General features: G+C 69.1%; 18 protein-coding genes and 1 pseudogene. 13 read left to right on the top strand and 6 right to left on the bottom strand.

Annotated elements, in window-relative coordinates:
* Both AB0J09_RS36090 and AB0J09_RS36085 read right to left on the bottom strand, forming a co-directional pair.
* The coding region (locus AB0J09_RS36090; RefSeq protein WP_360700957.1) for a YbfB/YjiJ family MFS transporter at window positions 1–970 on the bottom strand (970 nt) is incomplete at its 3' end.
* A gap of 22 nt (window positions 971–992) precedes the next feature.
* Entirely contained in the window at window positions 993–1,700 is a 708-nt protein-coding gene (locus AB0J09_RS36085) for an SDR family oxidoreductase (RefSeq protein WP_360700955.1), read from the bottom strand.
* Window positions 1,701–1,865: 165 nt separating this feature from the next.
* Here AB0J09_RS36085 and AB0J09_RS36080 point away from each other — a divergent pair, with 165 nt between their 5' ends.
* Window positions 1,866–2,804, top strand: a complete 939-nt coding sequence (locus tag AB0J09_RS36080) for a LysR family transcriptional regulator (protein ID WP_360700952.1) — start codon at window positions 1,866–1,868, stop codon at window positions 2,802–2,804.
* Between the two features lie 67 nt (window positions 2,805–2,871).
* Here the strand turns inward: AB0J09_RS36080 and AB0J09_RS36075 are convergent, their stop codons facing one another.
* Complete coding sequence (locus tag AB0J09_RS36075; RefSeq protein WP_360700949.1) at window positions 2,872–3,054, bottom strand: hypothetical protein; 183 nt, start codon at window positions 3,052–3,054, stop codon at window positions 2,872–2,874.
* A gap of 108 nt (window positions 3,055–3,162) precedes the next feature.
* Between AB0J09_RS36075 and AB0J09_RS36070 the strand changes: the two genes are divergently transcribed.
* The 6 genes from AB0J09_RS36070 (at window position 3,163) to AB0J09_RS36045 (ending at window position 7,053) form a co-directional block, all read left to right on the top strand.
* On the top strand, window positions 3,163–3,555 hold the full coding sequence (locus tag AB0J09_RS36070) for an ester cyclase (protein ID WP_360700946.1): 393 nt from the start codon (window positions 3,163–3,165) through the stop codon (window positions 3,553–3,555).
* Window positions 3,556–3,587: 32 nt separating this feature from the next.
* The gene (locus AB0J09_RS36065) at window positions 3,588–3,869 is read left to right on the top strand and encodes a hypothetical protein (RefSeq protein WP_360700943.1); all 282 of its coding nucleotides are present in this window, start codon (window positions 3,588–3,590) and stop codon (window positions 3,867–3,869) included.
* Window positions 3,870–3,883: 14 nt separating this feature from the next.
* Window positions 3,884–4,471, top strand: a complete 588-nt coding sequence (locus AB0J09_RS36060; protein ID WP_360700940.1) for an isochorismatase family protein — start codon at window positions 3,884–3,886, stop codon at window positions 4,469–4,471.
* Window positions 4,472–4,544: 73 nt separating this feature from the next.
* On the top strand, window positions 4,545–5,180 hold the full coding sequence (locus tag AB0J09_RS36055; RefSeq protein WP_360700937.1) for a hypothetical protein: 636 nt from the start codon (window positions 4,545–4,547) through the stop codon (window positions 5,178–5,180).
* Window positions 5,181–5,260: 80 nt separating this feature from the next.
* On the top strand, window positions 5,261–6,193 hold the full coding sequence (locus tag AB0J09_RS36050) for an alpha/beta fold hydrolase (RefSeq protein WP_360700935.1): 933 nt from the start codon (window positions 5,261–5,263) through the stop codon (window positions 6,191–6,193).
* A 17-nt stretch (window positions 6,194–6,210) separates the two neighbouring features.
* Complete coding sequence (locus tag AB0J09_RS36045) at window positions 6,211–7,053, top strand: alpha/beta hydrolase (RefSeq protein ID WP_360700932.1); 843 nt, start codon at window positions 6,211–6,213, stop codon at window positions 7,051–7,053.
* A gap of 49 nt (window positions 7,054–7,102) precedes the next feature.
* On the opposite strand, the gene AB0J09_RS36040 is transcribed toward AB0J09_RS36045, so the two are convergent.
* The 3 genes from AB0J09_RS36040 to AB0J09_RS36030 all read right to left on the bottom strand — a co-directional run bounded on the left by AB0J09_RS36040 (window position 7,103) and on the right by AB0J09_RS36030 (window position 9,515).
* The gene (locus AB0J09_RS36040; RefSeq protein ID WP_360700929.1) at window positions 7,103–7,546 is read right to left on the bottom strand and encodes a hotdog domain-containing protein; all 444 of its coding nucleotides are present in this window, start codon (window positions 7,544–7,546) and stop codon (window positions 7,103–7,105) included.
* Window positions 7,547–7,548: 2 nt separating this feature from the next.
* Complete coding sequence (locus tag AB0J09_RS36035) at window positions 7,549–8,181, bottom strand: helix-turn-helix domain-containing protein (RefSeq protein ID WP_360700926.1); 633 nt, start codon at window positions 8,179–8,181, stop codon at window positions 7,549–7,551.
* 650 nt (window positions 8,182–8,831) lie between these two features.
* Window positions 8,832–9,515: a helix-turn-helix domain-containing protein gene (locus tag AB0J09_RS36030; protein WP_360700923.1), complete on the bottom strand. Its 684-nt coding sequence runs from the start codon at window positions 9,513–9,515 to the stop codon at window positions 8,832–8,834.
* Between the two features lie 147 nt (window positions 9,516–9,662).
* Here AB0J09_RS36030 and AB0J09_RS36025 point away from each other — a divergent pair, with 147 nt between their 5' ends.
* The 6 genes and pseudogenes from AB0J09_RS36025 to AB0J09_RS36000 all read left to right on the top strand — a co-directional run.
* Complete coding sequence (locus AB0J09_RS36025) at window positions 9,663–10,871, top strand: cytochrome P450 (protein WP_360700921.1); 1,209 nt, start codon at window positions 9,663–9,665, stop codon at window positions 10,869–10,871.
* 5 nt (window positions 10,872–10,876) lie between these two features.
* Window positions 10,877–11,839 carry an ATP-binding cassette domain-containing protein gene (locus AB0J09_RS36020; protein WP_360700919.1) on the top strand — a complete coding sequence of 321 codons (963 nt, stop codon included), beginning with the start codon at window positions 10,877–10,879 and terminating at the stop codon, window positions 11,837–11,839.
* The gene (locus AB0J09_RS36015; RefSeq protein WP_360700916.1) at window positions 11,836–12,594 is read left to right on the top strand and encodes an ABC transporter permease; all 759 of its coding nucleotides are present in this window, start codon (window positions 11,836–11,838) and stop codon (window positions 12,592–12,594) included. The genes AB0J09_RS36020 and AB0J09_RS36015 overlap by 4 nt, the downstream gene beginning before the upstream one ends.
* Before the next feature lie 292 nt (window positions 12,595–12,886).
* Complete coding sequence (locus AB0J09_RS36010; RefSeq protein ID WP_360700912.1) at window positions 12,887–13,465, top strand: dihydrofolate reductase family protein; 579 nt, start codon at window positions 12,887–12,889, stop codon at window positions 13,463–13,465.
* Window positions 13,466–13,970: 505 nt separating this feature from the next.
* The gene (locus tag AB0J09_RS36005) at window positions 13,971–14,330 is read left to right on the top strand and encodes a YciI family protein (protein ID WP_360700960.1); all 360 of its coding nucleotides are present in this window, start codon (window positions 13,971–13,973) and stop codon (window positions 14,328–14,330) included.
* Between the two features lie 43 nt (window positions 14,331–14,373).
* Window positions 14,374–14,544, top strand: a pseudogene (locus tag AB0J09_RS36000) (RNA polymerase subunit sigma-24); the annotation flags it as partial.

The raw sequence follows: 14,544 nt of genomic DNA, 5'->3' as shown, positions 1-14,544 counted from the left end.
GGCTGGCGACGCCGAGGAACGTGGCGCCGAAGAGAGTCGCCGAGATCAGGGCGGGCACGATCCCACCGGCCAGCACCGGCAGCGCGATACCGATGGCCTGCACGACGAGCGCGGCGACGAGCAGTGTCGGCCGGGACCACGTACGGCTCAGCCAGGCCCACAGAGCTGATGACGGCAGCGCGGCGAGCCCGGCGAGGACCCAGGCGCCGCTGCCGGCCCAGCCGGGCGCGGTCTGGTCGATCGCGGCGACCAGGAACGTGCCGGCGATGATGTAACCGGTCCCTTCGAGGGTGTAACTGACCAGCAGCACGCCGAACCACCGCAGCCCGAGCGCGCCGCGACGCAAGGAAGGGGCCGGTGACGTCTGCGCCGGTGCCGGCCCGCCGTGCAGTCTCCAGGCCAGGACCGTGAACACGGCGGTCAGTGCGCCCGCGATCCACCAGGCCTGCTGCCAGGTGCCGATGTTACGCAGGATCAGCACAAAGACTCCTGACAGCGCGATCCCGCCGCCGATGCCGCCGAAGGCCCACCCGGTGAGGTGGAGCGCGTGGCCGCGCAGCCCGGTGAGCATGGCGTCCGCGGCGATGACGAAGATCAGCGCGCTCACGATCCCGGCGATCAGCCGGAGCAGCAACCAGAGAGTGCCGAGGTGCGTGGCCGGCATCAGGACCAGCGTGACGATCAGGATCACCAGCGACGGGCGCAGCGCCCGCCAGGAGGCGAAGACCCCAGGGGCGAAGATCGCGGCCACCGCGCCGAGGAGGTATCCGATGTAGTTCGCGGTGGCCAGTTCGGCGCCCAGTTGCGGGGACAACCCGGCCTGCGCGTGCATCAGGGGCAGGATCGGGGTGTAGGCGAAGCGGCCGACGCCCATGCCCGCGGCGAGCGCCGCCGCCCCCTGCCCGACGACCCGCCAGGGCCGAGTCCCCTCGCTGCCACCCGTGGCGCGCTCTGCTGCGGAGGTCAACATGCGCCTTTCTTCTTGAGCGGGGTCAGTGACCGGCGCTCTGGCCGCCGTCGACGTGCAGGATCTCGCCCGTGACGAACGTGGCCGTCTCGAGGTAGACGATCGCGTCGACGATGTCGTGGACCTCACCCATCCGGCCGACGGGGTGCAGGCCGGCGAGGAACTCGTGGGTCTCTGCCGGGTGCATCGGGGTGCGGATGACACCGGGTGAGACCGCGTTGACCCGGATGCCTCGGGAGGCGTACTCGATGGCCAGCGATTTGGTGACCGCGTTGAGGCCGCCCTTGGTCAGCGCTGCCAGCGCGGACGGCACGCTGCTGTCGGCATACTCGGCCAAGGTGGTCGTGATGTTGACCACATGTCCGCTGCCCTGGGCGAGCATCACGTCGAGGGCCCGCTGGGAGGTCTCGAAGAACCCCCGCAGGTTGACCCCCGTCACCAGTTCGTAGTCCTCGTCGGTGTACTCGGTGAACGGCTTGGACACGAACACGCCGGCGTTGTTGATCAATGTGTCGACGCGGCCGAACGCGTCGAGCGCCTCCCCGACGACGCTCGCACCGACGCTCGAGGCGGCGATGTCGCCTGCGACGGTCCGCACCATGGGGTCATCAGAGGGTCCGATCGATCGAGAGGTCGCGACAACCGCGTAGCCGAGCTTGCGGTACGCGGTCACCAGCGCCGCGCCGATGCCCTGGGACGCGCCGGTGATCACGGCGACTTTGGGTGTGGTCATGGGTTTCTCTCTGCGGCTGCTCCGACCTGGTCTGCCTACGGCTGCGGGCGAGGGCGGCTCCCAGGTCCCTTACCCCGAAATAGTGCGTCCACCAGCGGCAATCCCGCCACGACCGGCTTGCTCCCTGCTGGTAGGCACAACCTCCTACCGCACTACGATGGGCGGATGGAGCTACGCCAGCTGCGCTATTTCGTCGCAGTGGCCGAGGAGCTGAACTTCGGCCGGGCAGCGGCCCGGCTGCACATCGCCGGCCCGTCGCTCTCCCAGCAGATCAAGGCGCTGGAGCGGGACCTGGGCGTACGCCTGTTCGACCGGGACCGCCGCTCGGTCACGCTGACCGCCTCCGGTCAGGCGCTGCTGGCCCCGGCCCGGACGCTGCTCGACCAGGCCGACGAGCTGCGTCGTTCCGCGGCCGGCATGGCCGCGAGCGAACCGGTCCGGCTCGGCTACGTCAACTGGCGGCCGTCCGACCTGGCCGCCCGCGTGTCCGGGGTCGCGCAACTGCACATCGACGCGTGGGTCATGCCGTCTCACACCCAGGCCGCCCGGGTTGCCGACGGCAGCATCGACCTGGCCATCTGCTGGGTGCAGACCGGCGACCTGGCCGCCCACGACCTCCAGGCCAACCTGATCGGCGCGGATCGGCTCTATGCGATCTCCACCGGCGCCGACGCGTCCGCGGTCCAGGCCAGGGACACGTTGGTGCTGCTGGACGCCGACACCGCCACCTGGGACTCCTGGAACCGCTATGCCGAGCAGTTCGCCCGCGGTACCGGTGCCCGCACCGTGCACATCGCCGACGGCGGCGTCACCGGTCCGGCCTTCTTCGACCACGTACGCCGGCTCCGCCGCCCCGTCATCAACTGCCCGAAGGGCCAGACCACCCCGGTCCCGCCCGACCTCCTCAAGCGCCCGGTCGTCGACCCGGCACCGTACTGGACCTGGGCCCTTGTCTCCCGGCGCGGCGAGACCCGCAAGGCCGTACAGTCCACCATCGAGGCGCTGACCCGAGACGTCGGCACGCTCGGCCTGAACGCCGACACGGCCTGGCTGCCGGCCGGCGACCCGTTCCGCGTCACCGGCCCGGCCGGCCCTGATCGCTGACGACGTCACAGTGTCACGCCGCTGAGGTGGCCCGATAGGAAATGTCGGGAGTTTCGCCTGGTGCTCGTCAGCCGTTGGTCCGCAGGGCGTCGGTCTGGGACAGACGGGAGGCTCGCAGCGCCGGGTAGAGCCCGGCCACCGCGCCGGCGACGACGGCGACGCCGAAGCCGCCGCCGAGCGCCAGGGGCGGAATCGCCAGTCCCCAGCCCTGGCCGTACGCCATGGCGGCGGTGACGCCCGCGCCGATCACGATCCCGGCGAGCCCAGAGCGGGATCAGCCGGGGTCCGCCGTTGTATGAGTACAGTTGTTGCGCTACTGTCGTAGCACAACAGCTGTTAACTCATGGAGAGCTCCCGCATGGAAACCACGCTCGACAAGCTCGAAGCCAACAAGCAGACCGTCCTGGCCTTCTACGAAGCCGGCCTGAACGGGAAGGACTTCGACGCCGCGTCAAAGCTCATCGGCCCGCGCTACGTGCAGCACAACCCCCAGATCGCCGACGGCATCGAAGGCTTCAAAGGGTTCGTGGAGTACCTGAGCGAGACGTTTCCGAACCTGCACGCGAAGATCCACAAGATCTTCGCCGAGGGTGACTACGTCGTCGCGCACGTACACGGAGTGCGGGTGCCCGGACAGCGCGGCACGGCCATCGTCGACATCTTCAAGCTCGAGGACGGCAAGATCGTCGAGCACTGGGACGTCATGCAGCCCATCCCGGAAGACGCCCTCAACGAGAACGGCATGTTCTAACCCGATCCCACATCAATTCCCAAAGGCATGACATGACCACATCAGTCGGGTCCCATCGGCTCCCTTCCGACTCCGTCATCCCCGATCCCCGGCGCTGGTGGGCGCTGTCCGCCGTCGCTACCGCCCAGCTGTTGATCGGCCTCGACGGGACGATCATGAACATCGCGCTGCCCTCCGTGCAGAAATCGCTGGACATGTCGGATCCCGCCCGCCAATGGGTGATCACGATCTTCGCTCTGGGTACGGCGGCCTGCTACTCCTGGCCGACCGGCTGGCCCGGACCCGCCGGCCCGATGAGCTGCCCGGCGCTATGACAAGGACACAAGGCATGAGAAGTTCGTTCACCAAGGACAACGTGGCCCTGCTGCTGGTCGATCACCAGACCGCCGTCATAGATCGGCTGGTCAAGGTGCCTCCGCCGGAGGCCGTCAAGGCCAACGCGGTGGCACTGGCGCGTGCCGCACGGCGGTTCGGCGTACCGATCGTGCTCAGTTGCAGCGCCGAACAGCACAACGGCATGCTGATCCCCGAGCTGGAGGAGGCGGCTCCCGACGACTACCGGGAGCGGATCGAGCGGCAGACCACAGTCGACGCCTTCGATGATCCACGGGTCTCCGCGGCGGTCCGGGCCACTGGCCGCACCCATCTGGTGGTGGCCGGAGTCGGCTCCGAGGTCTGCGGGTTCAACACCGCGCTCGGCGCCCGGCGGGAAGGGTACGACGTGCAGTTCGCCGTCGACGCCTGCGGCACGCTGACCGAGTTCTACCACGACATCGTGCTGCGTCGCCTGGAGAGCGAGGGCGTCAGGCTCGCCACCACGCCGATGATCCTCTCCGGGCTGGTCACCAGTTTCGGCGGGGCCGATGGTCTGGAGATCGTGCGGATCCTCGCCGAGGCGGGCAGAACGGGACGCTGAGCCGCTGACCCGGCTGCCGCCGCACGACTCACGGCACGTCCGGCGCCCTGCCAGGATGGTGGAAGCTTTCGATATGAACACTTCCACCGACGACTGCTCACCAGGACGGGCAGGCTACCGGCGATCGGCCGGGTCGCCGCGCGGCGAGGCCAGGCGCCGGGACCTGCTCGATCGTGTCACCGACGACCTCGCAGTCAACGGGCTTGTGGACTTCTCGCTCCGGCGGGCCGCGCGGGCGGCCGGCACCACGCACAAGGTGCTGCTCTACCACTTCGAAGGAGTCGACGATCTGCTCAAGCAGGCCGTACTCAAGCTGCGCGACAGGCGTACCGTCAACGCGATGGCCGCCGCCACCGCAGGACCTGCCGGCCGGACACTGGCCGATCGCGTACGCGCCATGTGGCCCATGCTCAGCGGGGACGATCCAGGCCTGCGACTGCTCGACCAGGCCATCGGCCTGGCGATGTACGACTCCGGCCGCTATGGCTGGCTCGGCCGGGAGGCGTCGAAGCTCTATCTGCCCTCGTTGGTGTCGCTCTGCCCGGCGGACTGGTCCGACCAGCGCAAGTTCGAGGTCGCCGAGATGGTCCTCGGGGTGCTCCGGGGTTTCCTCGTGGAGTGGCGGACCAGCAGGGATGCCGCGGGAATCGCCGCGGGATTCGAGGCCCTGATCCGTGCGCTGGAGCGAGAAGAGGCCGCCGGCGAGTAGCGCGCATGGACAACTTGTGAACCGGGTGGTTCACTTCATCTATGACATCAACACACTCGGAGGTCGGCGTGTGGGAGTCCGTGGAGCGCGAGCAGGTTCGCTTCGTCAGCGGCGACACCGAATGCGCCGCCTGGCACTATCCGGGAACCAACGGCGCCTGTGTGATCATGGCTGGCGGCTTCGCGGTGACCAAGGAGCCGGCCACCGACCTGTTCGCCAAGCGCTTTCACGATGCCGGTTTCAGCGTTCTGGCCTTTGACTATCGCGGCGTCGGGAAGAGCGGTGGACAACCGCGCCTGGTCCTCCCGGTCAAGAACCAGCTGGCCGACTGGGAGGCCGCGATCGCGTTCGCCGCGACCCTGCCTGGCGTCGACCCCGCCAGGCTCGGGCTCTGGGCTTTCTCGCTGTCCGGCGGTCACGTCATCCGCGTCGCGGCGCGCAACCCGCAGCTCGCGGCGGTGATCGCCCAGACACCGAATGTCGGTGGCCCGGCCGCCATGCGCAGCACGGCGGCCCACCAGAAGCCGCTCGCGATGCTGCGCTTCACCGGCAGGGGCATCGCCGACGCCATCGGCTCCCTCGTCGGCCGCCGGCCCCTGCTGGTGCCGCTCGCCGACAAGCCGGGCACTGTCGCGATGCTCGCCACGCCGGACGCCCTGGACGGCCCACGCGCGCTCGATCCCGACAACAAGCACTCGAACTGGCAGCAGGAGGTCGCGGCCCGCTCCGCGCTCCGCCTCGTGTTCTACCAGCCCGGCCGCGACACGTCCCGCGTACGGAGCCCGCTGCTCGTCCTCACCTGCGATCAGGATCAGACCGCTCCCCCCGGACCCGCGATCCACGCGGCGCGGCGAGCGCCCCGCGCGGAGCTGGTCAGCCTGCCCGGCCGGCACTACGCACCGTTCACGGAGATGCACGAGCGGGCCGTCGATGTCCAGCTGTCCTTCCTACGCCGGCACCTGCTTGATCACGCGCGAGCGGAATCAAGCAATGCCGCCGCGGATTCCGCGTGACACTGAGACGACCGAGCGTGAAAGAGATCGAACTGTCCGGCGGGACGATCGCGTACGAGGACACCGGCGACGGGCCCGTGCTCGTGCTGTTGCACGGGCTGATGATGGACGCCTCGCTGTGGGACGAGCCGATCGCCGATCTGTCCCTCGATCATCGATGCGTCGCACCGACGCTACCGCTCGGGGCGCACCGTCACGCGATGCGCCCCGACGCCGACCTGTCACTCCCCGGGATAGCCCGGCTTGTCGCGGAGTTTCTTGACCGCCTCGATCTCCGCGACGTCACCCTCGTGGGCAACGACACCGGCGGCGCGCTCGTCCAGCTGCTCATGGCGGACGGCAACGCACGGGTGGGACGGGTCGTGCTGGTCTCCTGCGACGCGTTCGACAACTTCCCACCAGGACTGACGGGCAAGACGCTCGTGCTCACCGGCAAGCTGCCGCCCTGGATGTTCGGGCTGTTCATGCGGCAAATGCGGCTGCGGGTGCTCCGGCGGCTCCCGATCACGTTCGGGTGGCTGACCAAGCGAGGAGACGCCGCCACCGCCCGATGGACGAAGCCGGTCATGCGGCAGCCTGAGATCCGCCGCGACGCCGTACGAATACTGCGAGCGGCAGCGGCGGACACCAGCCTCCTGCTCGCCGCGGCCGAACGCTTACCGGTCTTCGACGACCCCGCTCTCGTGGTCTGGGCGAGCGAAGACCGCGTGATGCCACCCGAGCACGGCCGGCGCCTCGCCGGGCTACTCCCGCAAGGACGGCTGGTCGAGGTGGAGGACAGCTACACGCTCATCCCCCTGGACCAGCCGTCGAGGCTCGCCCGGATCATCCGGGAGTTCACTCATGCAATGCCAGTATGACCACCACCGCACTCATCGTCGGCGGCCTGCAGGCGGGCATCGTGGACGCCTACCCCTTCGCCGCCGCCGCCGTGCGGAGCAGAGGTTCGGCGGCAGTGCGCAGTTCGTCGCTGAACGGCGCCGGCCGCAACGTGGCCGGGTCCAGGTTGACGTTGACGCGGTAGCCCTCGGCGTGCACCACCGCGTGATCGGCCGACAGCACGCGGAAGCCGTACACGCCGCTGGTGCGGCCCATGCGCTCCATCCAGAAGTGCACCAACGGCTCGCCCGCCCCGGCGATGGGTGCGTGGTAGGTCACCTTGAACTCGCGTACGGCCAGGAACACATCCTTGAACGCCGACCGGACCGGATCGGGCGACCAGCCGAGGCGCTGCCAGTACGCGCTGATCGCCCGCTCGACCAGCAAGGCGTACCGGGAGTTGTGCAGCAGGCCCATGGCGTCGAGGTCGTCGAAATGCACCTGGACCGACTCGTAGACACCGTCTTCAGTCATGATCAATTCTCCGGGAGAAGCGCTGGGTCGGGGCAGAGTGCGCGCAGGCGTTGCAGGACGGCGCGGCGGGCGTGGACGAGGGAGGCCGGCCCGTCGTGCAGGCGGGAGTGGATGATGACCATCTCGCCGAGCGCGTCGATCTCGTACGCGAGCTGGGCCGGGTCCACGCTCTCGACCAGTTCGCCCAGTGCCACGGCCTGCTCCACCTGCCGCCGGATGAACTCCTGCCACTCCCCCATGGCACGCGCGACGCGGTCGCGCACAGCCCCGGGACGGTCGTCGAACTCGGCCTGCACGGTGAAGAAGAAGCACCCGCCGGGCAGCACGCCGTCGGCGTAGAACCTCAGCCGCGCTTCGTGCAGCGCGAAGAGCCGCCGCACCCCCGCGGGGGCCTGCAGGGCGGGTGCCACCACCTGCTCGGCCCACTGGCGGGCGGCCCATTCCACAGCGTCGAGCTGCAGTTGCTCCTTGTCGCGCCAGTGGGCGAAGAAGCCGGACTTGCTGGTGCCGGTCGCTGTCGCCAGCCGTCCCAGGGAGAGCCCGTCCAGCCCTTCGACGGAAGCCAGGCCCACCGCCTGCTCCAGGATCGCCTCGCGGCTGCGCAATCCGCGCAGCCGCCGGCCGTCGTGTGTCATGGCCGCTAAACTATATTAACGACCGATCGTTTGTATATATGCACCCACTAGTTCCTGTCAGGCGGTCGGGTCGTCCCCGATGACCAACGTTTCGGGTGAAGGCTCGTCCTCGCCCCGGGCCTGACCGTGTTCGCCGAGGACCGGGGCGCGGCCGGGCCAACTTCGCGCGGGCGATCCACCACTGCGACAACCTGGTCTCGCTGCATCGTCGGCCACAAAACCAGCAGTCGCCCGCCGGGACACATGCATCGGCAACGCGCCGAGGACGCCGGTATGAGGAACTCTCCCTCAACCGGTCGATCGTGGTGATGGCGGTGGCCGCCTGGCAGGCCGTGCTTCAGGACCTGGTGCGCGCATGCGTCCCCGGCCGCCAGAGCCGGCGCTAACCGGCAGGCCGAAAGCCAAGAACATGCGGCAGTGAACTGGACCTTGAGTCTTCAGCCGCCTGCCCGACCCCGAAGCTGGAACCGGCCACGACGCGAGCTGAAGTTCGCGGGTGTTCCCTCACCCGGCAGGGCGTACGCCTGGCCATCGCCGAGGAGTTCACCGCCTGCATCCGCGGCCAGGCCGCACGCAAGCCCGGCAGCCTGGCCGCTGGCTTCGTGAAGGCCGGCATCGCCGGGCGCCTGGCCGCCAAACCGCTGGGCTGATCACGACAGGAGGTCGCGCCAGCGCTCGGCCGACTCCAGCGTGTCCAGGCTGATCCGCTCCAGGAACGCCCCGCCCCGGGCCAGCCGGCGTCCCACGGGCGTGTCGAGCCCGAGCGTCTCCGCCGCCGTCTTCGCGACCTCCGCCGCCTCGAGCGTCTGCCGCGAGCTGGTCACCATCGAGTGGTACCAGGCGTCGTCGTCGACCACGTAGATGTCGCGACGCCGCTGCGGATCGCGCTCGCGCCTGATCAGCCCCTGCTGGATCAGGTAGCCCACGGCCATGGAGACCGAGGCCGGGCTGACCTTCAGCCTGCGCGTCAGCTCGGCCGCGGTGAGCCTGCCGTCCTCGCTCATCCACAGGCCGATGAGTACGCGCGCCATCATCCTCGGCAGCCCCATCCCGACCGCCATCTCGACGGCCCCGTCTTCCATCTCGCACGCCTTGCCGTCCGGCGGTCCGGCCGCGGGCGGGCGAGCCGGCGTGCCGCGCCGCGCGCGCCGCTCCGTCGCCCGGTGCGCCTGCTCGGGCCGGTAGCCGCCGGGGCCGCCGTTGCGGCCGATCTCCCGGCTGATCGTCGAGGTCGGCCGGTCGAGCCGCCTGGCGATCTCGGCATAGGAGAGCCCTGCGGCGAGGCCGGCGGCGATGCGCTGACGGTCCCGCTGGGTCAACCTTCCTTCTGGCATGACGCCATTATTGCGTTCGCTGTCATCCAATGCAACGAAGCATTGCATTTAGGCCCAGCATCATTGCATCAAAATTCCAGCTTCTACCTGCTTAGATACATACCGATTGATTGACAACAATTCTGAACGCAACGTAGCGTTCAAGCCATGTCGAACACGTACTATCGCGACGAACCGGTTGCCCCGTCCTTCGACCGCGCACCCGCCTGCCCCTTCGATCCCGCGCCCGAGGTCACCGCCCTGCGCGCCGAGCAACCGATCGCCCGCCTGGCCGCGCCCGAGGGCGCCCCCGGCGTCTGGCTGGTCACCGGCTACGAGCTGGTCCGCCAGATCCTCGCCGACCCGCGCTTCAGCTCCCGCTACGAAACCCAGTACCACCCATTGGTGGGCGGGCACCTGCCGCCCGCCCCCGTCGGCGACCTGACCGGCATGGACGCGCCCCAGCACACCCGCTTCCGCAAGATGCTGGCGGGCAAGTTCACCGTCCGCAGGATGAACCTGCTCACCGAGCGGGTCACCGAGATCACCCGTGAGCGGCTCGACGCGATGGAGCGGCAGGGGCCGCCCGCCGACCTCGTCGAGGTCTTCGCCCAGCCCGTCCCCGCCCTGATGATCTGCGAGCTGCTCGGCGTGCCGTACGAGAACCGCGACCAGTTCCAGGCCCAAACGCGGACCGTCTCGGACGCCGGGGACCCCGAGGCGCAGTACGCCGCCTTCATCGAGCTCGGCAAGTACCTGCAGGACCTCGCGCTCGCGAAGCGTGCCAAGCCGACTGACGACCTGCTCAGCGACCTGGCCACGGGCAGCGACCTGACCGACGAGGAGCTCGGCGGAGTGGCCGCATTCCTGCTCGGCGCCGGCCTCGACACCACCGCCAACATGCTCGCGCTCGGCACCTTCGCCCTGCTGCGCAACCCGGCCCAGCTCGCCGCCCTGCGCAACGACCCCGGCCTGGCCGACAGCGCCGCGGAGGAGCTGCTGCGCTACCTGTCCATCGCCGCCACCGGCATGCGCGGCGTGCTGGAGGACGTCGAGCTCGGCTGCAGGCAGCTCAAGGCCGGCGACACGGTCATCATCGCGCTCAACGCCGCCAACAGGGACCCGGCCAAGTTCTCCGACCCCGAAATGCTCGACCTGCGCCGCTCGGCCGCCGGGCACCTCGCCTTCGGCCACGGCATCCACCAGTGCCTCGGCCAGCAGCTCGCCCGCGTCGAGATGCGCGTCGCCTTCCCCGCGCTGCTCACCCGATTCCCGACGCTGCGGCTCGCCATACCGGCCGAAGAGGTGCCGCTGCGCACCGACCCCTCGCAGATCTACGGCGTGCGCAGCCTGCCCGTCACCTGGGACCGAGGGTGAGCGCGATGCGGACCTTCGAGACCCCCGGCCCGATCCACGCCGTCCCCGCCATCTCGGTGACGGGACTGCGCAAGTCATACGGCGCCCACCGCGTCTTGGACGGCATCGACCTCACCATCCCGCAGGGCACGATCTTCTCCCTGCTCGGCCCCAACGGCGCGGGCAAGACCACCACGGTGCAGATCCTGTCCACCCTGATCAAGGCCGACGCCGGCGAGATCTGGGTGGCCGGGCACGACCTGGCCAGAGCACCCGGCAAAGTGCGCGCCGCGATCGGCGTCACCGGCCAGTTCTCCGCCGTCGACAGCTTCCTCACCGGCGAGGAGAACCTGCGGCTCATGGCCGACCTGCTCCACCTCGGCCGGTCCAGGGGCCGCGAGCGCGCCCGCGAACTGCTGGAGCGCTTCGACCTCACCGACGCCGCGCGCAAGCCGGCGGTCACCTACTCGGGCGGCATGCGCCGCCGGCTCGACCTCGCCATGACCATGGTCGGCACGCCCAAGCTCATCTTCCTCGACGAACCGACCACCGGCCTGGACCCGCGCAGCCGCCGCACCATGTGGCAGATTGTCAGGGACCTCGTCCAGCAGGACGGCGTGACCATCTTCCTGACCACGCAGTACCTGGAGGAAGCCGACGAACTCGCCGACCGTATCGCCCTGCTCAGCCAGGGCGAGCTGGTGGCCCAGGGCACCCCGGAGGAGCTCAAGCGAATGGTCCCCGGCGGCCACATCGTCGTGCGCTTCGCCGACCCCGACGGCTACCGCAGGGCGGCCCCGCACGTCGGCGCCACCTCCCGCAACGACGTGGCGCTCACCGTCCAGATCCCTGACTCCGGCGGTGTCAAGACGCTGAAGAAGCTCCTGGAGTGGCTGGACACCCAGGCCATCGACGTCGCCGAGCTGTCGGTGCACACCCCCGACCTGGACGACGTCTTCCTCACCCTGACCAAGGAGCCCTCCCGATGAGAGCGATCACCGACTCGGCGACGATGCTGCGCCGCCAGGTCAAACACATCTGGCGTTACCCGTCGCTGATCCTCACGTTCTCCGGTGTCCCGGTGGTGTTCCTGCTGCTGTTCGTCTACGTCTTCGGCGGCACCATGGGCGCGGGCATCGGCGGCGACCGCGCCGCCTACGTCGGCTACCTCATCCCCGGTATCATGATCACGACGATCGCCGGCGCCGCGCAGGGGAGCGCGATCTCGGTGGCCATCGACATGACCGAGGGCATCATCGCCAGGTTCAAGACCATGGCCATCGCCCGCGTCTCGGTGCTCACCGGGCACGTACTCGGGGCGATGGTGCAGACGTTCATCGCGATCGCAGTGGTGACCCTGGTGGCCTTGCTGATCGGCTTCCGCCCGTCCGCCTCGGCGCTGGACTGGCTCGGCGTGGTCGGCGTGCTGGCCATGTTCACCTTCGCCATCACCTGGCTGTCGGTCGCGCTCGCCATGGTTTCCAAGAACGTGGCCACGGCCAGCAACCTGCCGATGCCGCTGATGGTGCTGCCGTTCCTCGGCAGCGGCTTCGTCCCGACCGAGTCGATGCCGACCGGATTGCGCTGGTTCGCCGAGCACCAGCCGTTCACCCCCGTCATCGAGTCCCTGCGCGCGCTGCTGGCCGACCGCCCGGCCGGCTCCAGCTTCGTGGAGGCGGCCGTCTGGAGCGCGGTCATCGCCCTGGCCGGATACCTGTGGGCACGCAGGCTCTACAACCGATGAGATTGCAGAGGCCGATCGGTAGAACATCCGCTCATGCCGCCGAGCGGGCGTCGTTCCCTACCGGGGGAGGACATCCGACTCTGCCGATGTGCGCGCACGTCCGTAGGCCGCCAGATGCCCCAACGGTTTGCCGAAGTGGTTGTTACATACCACGCTGCAGTCTGTTCCGATGCATCACGACGGGCTCGGAATGCCGACTCTCCGTCAGGACGGATTTGTGGCCGGCCGATGAGTTTGGGATGCTGCGCCGGTCTGTCTACCGACACCACCCGAACTCGAAGGGATCATCGCGATGGCAAAGGTCATCTCTACGCTGTTCATCTCGGCCGACGGTGTGGCCGAGATCGATCCCGATTGGCACTTCCCGTACTTCGACGAGAACATGGGCCGCGCCGTCGGCGAGGACTATGACACCGCTGACGTGCTGCTGATCGGTCGCGAGACCTACGACAGCTTCGCCGGAGCGTGGCCCGACCGCGAGGCGGCGGGTGGGGACGACGCACCGTTCGCCAAGCAACTGGGGGACGTGCGCAAGGTGGTCGTCTCGCGCCAGCCGCTGGAGTTCTCCTGGCGCAACTCCGAGCTGATCAAGGGCGACCTCCTCGATGCCGTCACCACGCTCAAGGCCGATGCCGGCATCAGAGGCATTCTGATCCCCGGTTCGATCTCCGTGGTGCAGCAACTGCTCGCCGCGGGGCTGGTCGACGAGTTGCGCCTGCTGGTGCATCCGGTGGCGGCGCGTAAGGGCCGCAGGCTGTTCGACGACGGCGCCGCGCCGTACCACCTGAGGATGACGGCGACAGAGGCGTTTCCGACGGGCGTGATCCGCGTGATCTACTCGCCGACCGAGGCACCCACCAAGGTCGGCTAGGACGAGGTCAAGGACCAGGTGCCCGGCGGGAAATAGCCGCCTTCTCGGGGAGGATCGCCGCAACGGCGCCACATCCGTCGGTCGGCGATGTGATCGTCCGATACAGCCACACCTGGGCGCGATCTGCGGACAAGCACCTCACGTCCCGGCAGCGTAGTGTTCACCTACCGGCGACTGCGGGATCCGAGGCTGTTCCCGTCGCCCTCTCTTCAGCCCGGTAGCGGAAAGAAGTCACTGAGCGCGTCCCGAATGCTTTCCCCCAGATCTGTGTGAGCGTCGCCGCCTTCCAAAGATGCGACGATAAGCTTTCTGATCAGCAGGGCGTCCGCGTCAGCCATCGCTCAGGGGCCACTCTGACGGGCGAAACGCGGGTCGGAGGGATCGGCGGCGTCGCGGCGAGAGATTTCTCCGGGGCCGTGTCGATCTGCGGGCCACTCGTTCGACGTGAGGGTGCGAGGGCCGAGAGGCGGCCCCGCCGGACGAGGAGAATGTGTTGCCGAAGTACATGCTGATCATGCGGGGCACCGACGAGTCGAACGCGGCCATGATGGCCAACATCGACGAGATGATGGCCACGACCCGCCAGTTCATCGAGGAGATGGTCAAGGCCGGCGTCTACGTCGCGGCCGAAGGGCTGGACGATCCGGGCCAGGGCGTCGTGGTCGACTTCAGCGGCGAGGCCCCGGTGGTCACGGACGGGCCGTACGGGGAGACCAAGGAACTGTTCGGGGGCTTCTTCCTGCTCGATGTCGCCTCGAAACAGGAGGCGGTCGAGTGGGCCAAGCGGGTCCCGGCGGCCCCCGGGTCCAAGATCGAGGTCCGGCGGGTGCCCGGGAGCGACGAGGTCCCGCAGGTCGGCGAGTGATCGTCAAGGACTGGGCCGGGCCCGAGAGCAACGGCCAGATCTGATGGGTACGGCCGATGTCGAGGCCGTCTGGCGGATCGAGTCGGCGCGGATCGTCGCCGCGCTGACCCGGTTCACCGGCGATTTCGGGCTGGCCGAGGACGCGGCCCAGGAGGCGGTGGCCGAGGCGCTGGTGTCGTGGCCGCTCGCCTCTCCGGCGAATCCGGCCGGCTGG

Origin of the sequence: Nonomuraea sp. NPDC049784, assembly GCF_040659615.1 — a bacterium.
Taxonomy (GTDB): domain Bacteria; phylum Actinomycetota; class Actinomycetes; order Streptosporangiales; family Streptosporangiaceae; genus Nonomuraea.
The sequence above is the reverse complement of the archived record's forward strand: the minus strand, read 5'-3'. Positions and strand labels throughout refer to the sequence as shown.

Coding starts and splice junctions, on each gene's coding strand:
- AB0J09_RS36010 (WP_360700912.1), top strand. CDS start 12,887: ATGGCAAAGGTCATCTCTACGCTGTTCATCTCGGCCGACGGTGTGGCC.
- AB0J09_RS36015 (WP_360700916.1), top strand. CDS start 11,836: ATGAGAGCGATCACCGACTCGGCGACGATGCTGCGCCGCCAGGTCAAA.
- AB0J09_RS36070 (WP_360700946.1), top strand. CDS start 3,163: ATGGAAACCACGCTCGACAAGCTCGAAGCCAACAAGCAGACCGTCCTG.
- AB0J09_RS36030 (WP_360700923.1), bottom strand. CDS start 9,515: ATGCCAGAAGGAAGGTTGACCCAGCGGGACCGTCAGCGCATCGCCGCC.
- AB0J09_RS36055 (WP_360700937.1), top strand. CDS start 4,545: ATGAACACTTCCACCGACGACTGCTCACCAGGACGGGCAGGCTACCGG.
- AB0J09_RS36035 (WP_360700926.1), bottom strand. CDS start 8,181: ATGACACACGACGGCCGGCGGCTGCGCGGATTGCGCAGCCGCGAGGCG.
- AB0J09_RS36025 (WP_360700921.1), top strand. CDS start 9,663: ATGTCGAACACGTACTATCGCGACGAACCGGTTGCCCCGTCCTTCGAC.
- AB0J09_RS36065 (WP_360700943.1), top strand. CDS start 3,588: ATGACCACATCAGTCGGGTCCCATCGGCTCCCTTCCGACTCCGTCATC.
- AB0J09_RS36080 (WP_360700952.1), top strand. CDS start 1,866: ATGGAGCTACGCCAGCTGCGCTATTTCGTCGCAGTGGCCGAGGAGCTG.
- AB0J09_RS36005 (WP_360700960.1), top strand. CDS start 13,971: ATGCTGATCATGCGGGGCACCGACGAGTCGAACGCGGCCATGATGGCC.
- AB0J09_RS36040 (WP_360700929.1), bottom strand. CDS start 7,546: ATGACTGAAGACGGTGTCTACGAGTCGGTCCAGGTGCATTTCGACGAC.
- AB0J09_RS36020 (WP_360700919.1), top strand. CDS start 10,877: ATGCGGACCTTCGAGACCCCCGGCCCGATCCACGCCGTCCCCGCCATC.
- AB0J09_RS36085 (WP_360700955.1), bottom strand. CDS start 1,700: ATGACCACACCCAAAGTCGCCGTGATCACCGGCGCGTCCCAGGGCATC.
- AB0J09_RS36060 (WP_360700940.1), top strand. CDS start 3,884: ATGAGAAGTTCGTTCACCAAGGACAACGTGGCCCTGCTGCTGGTCGAT.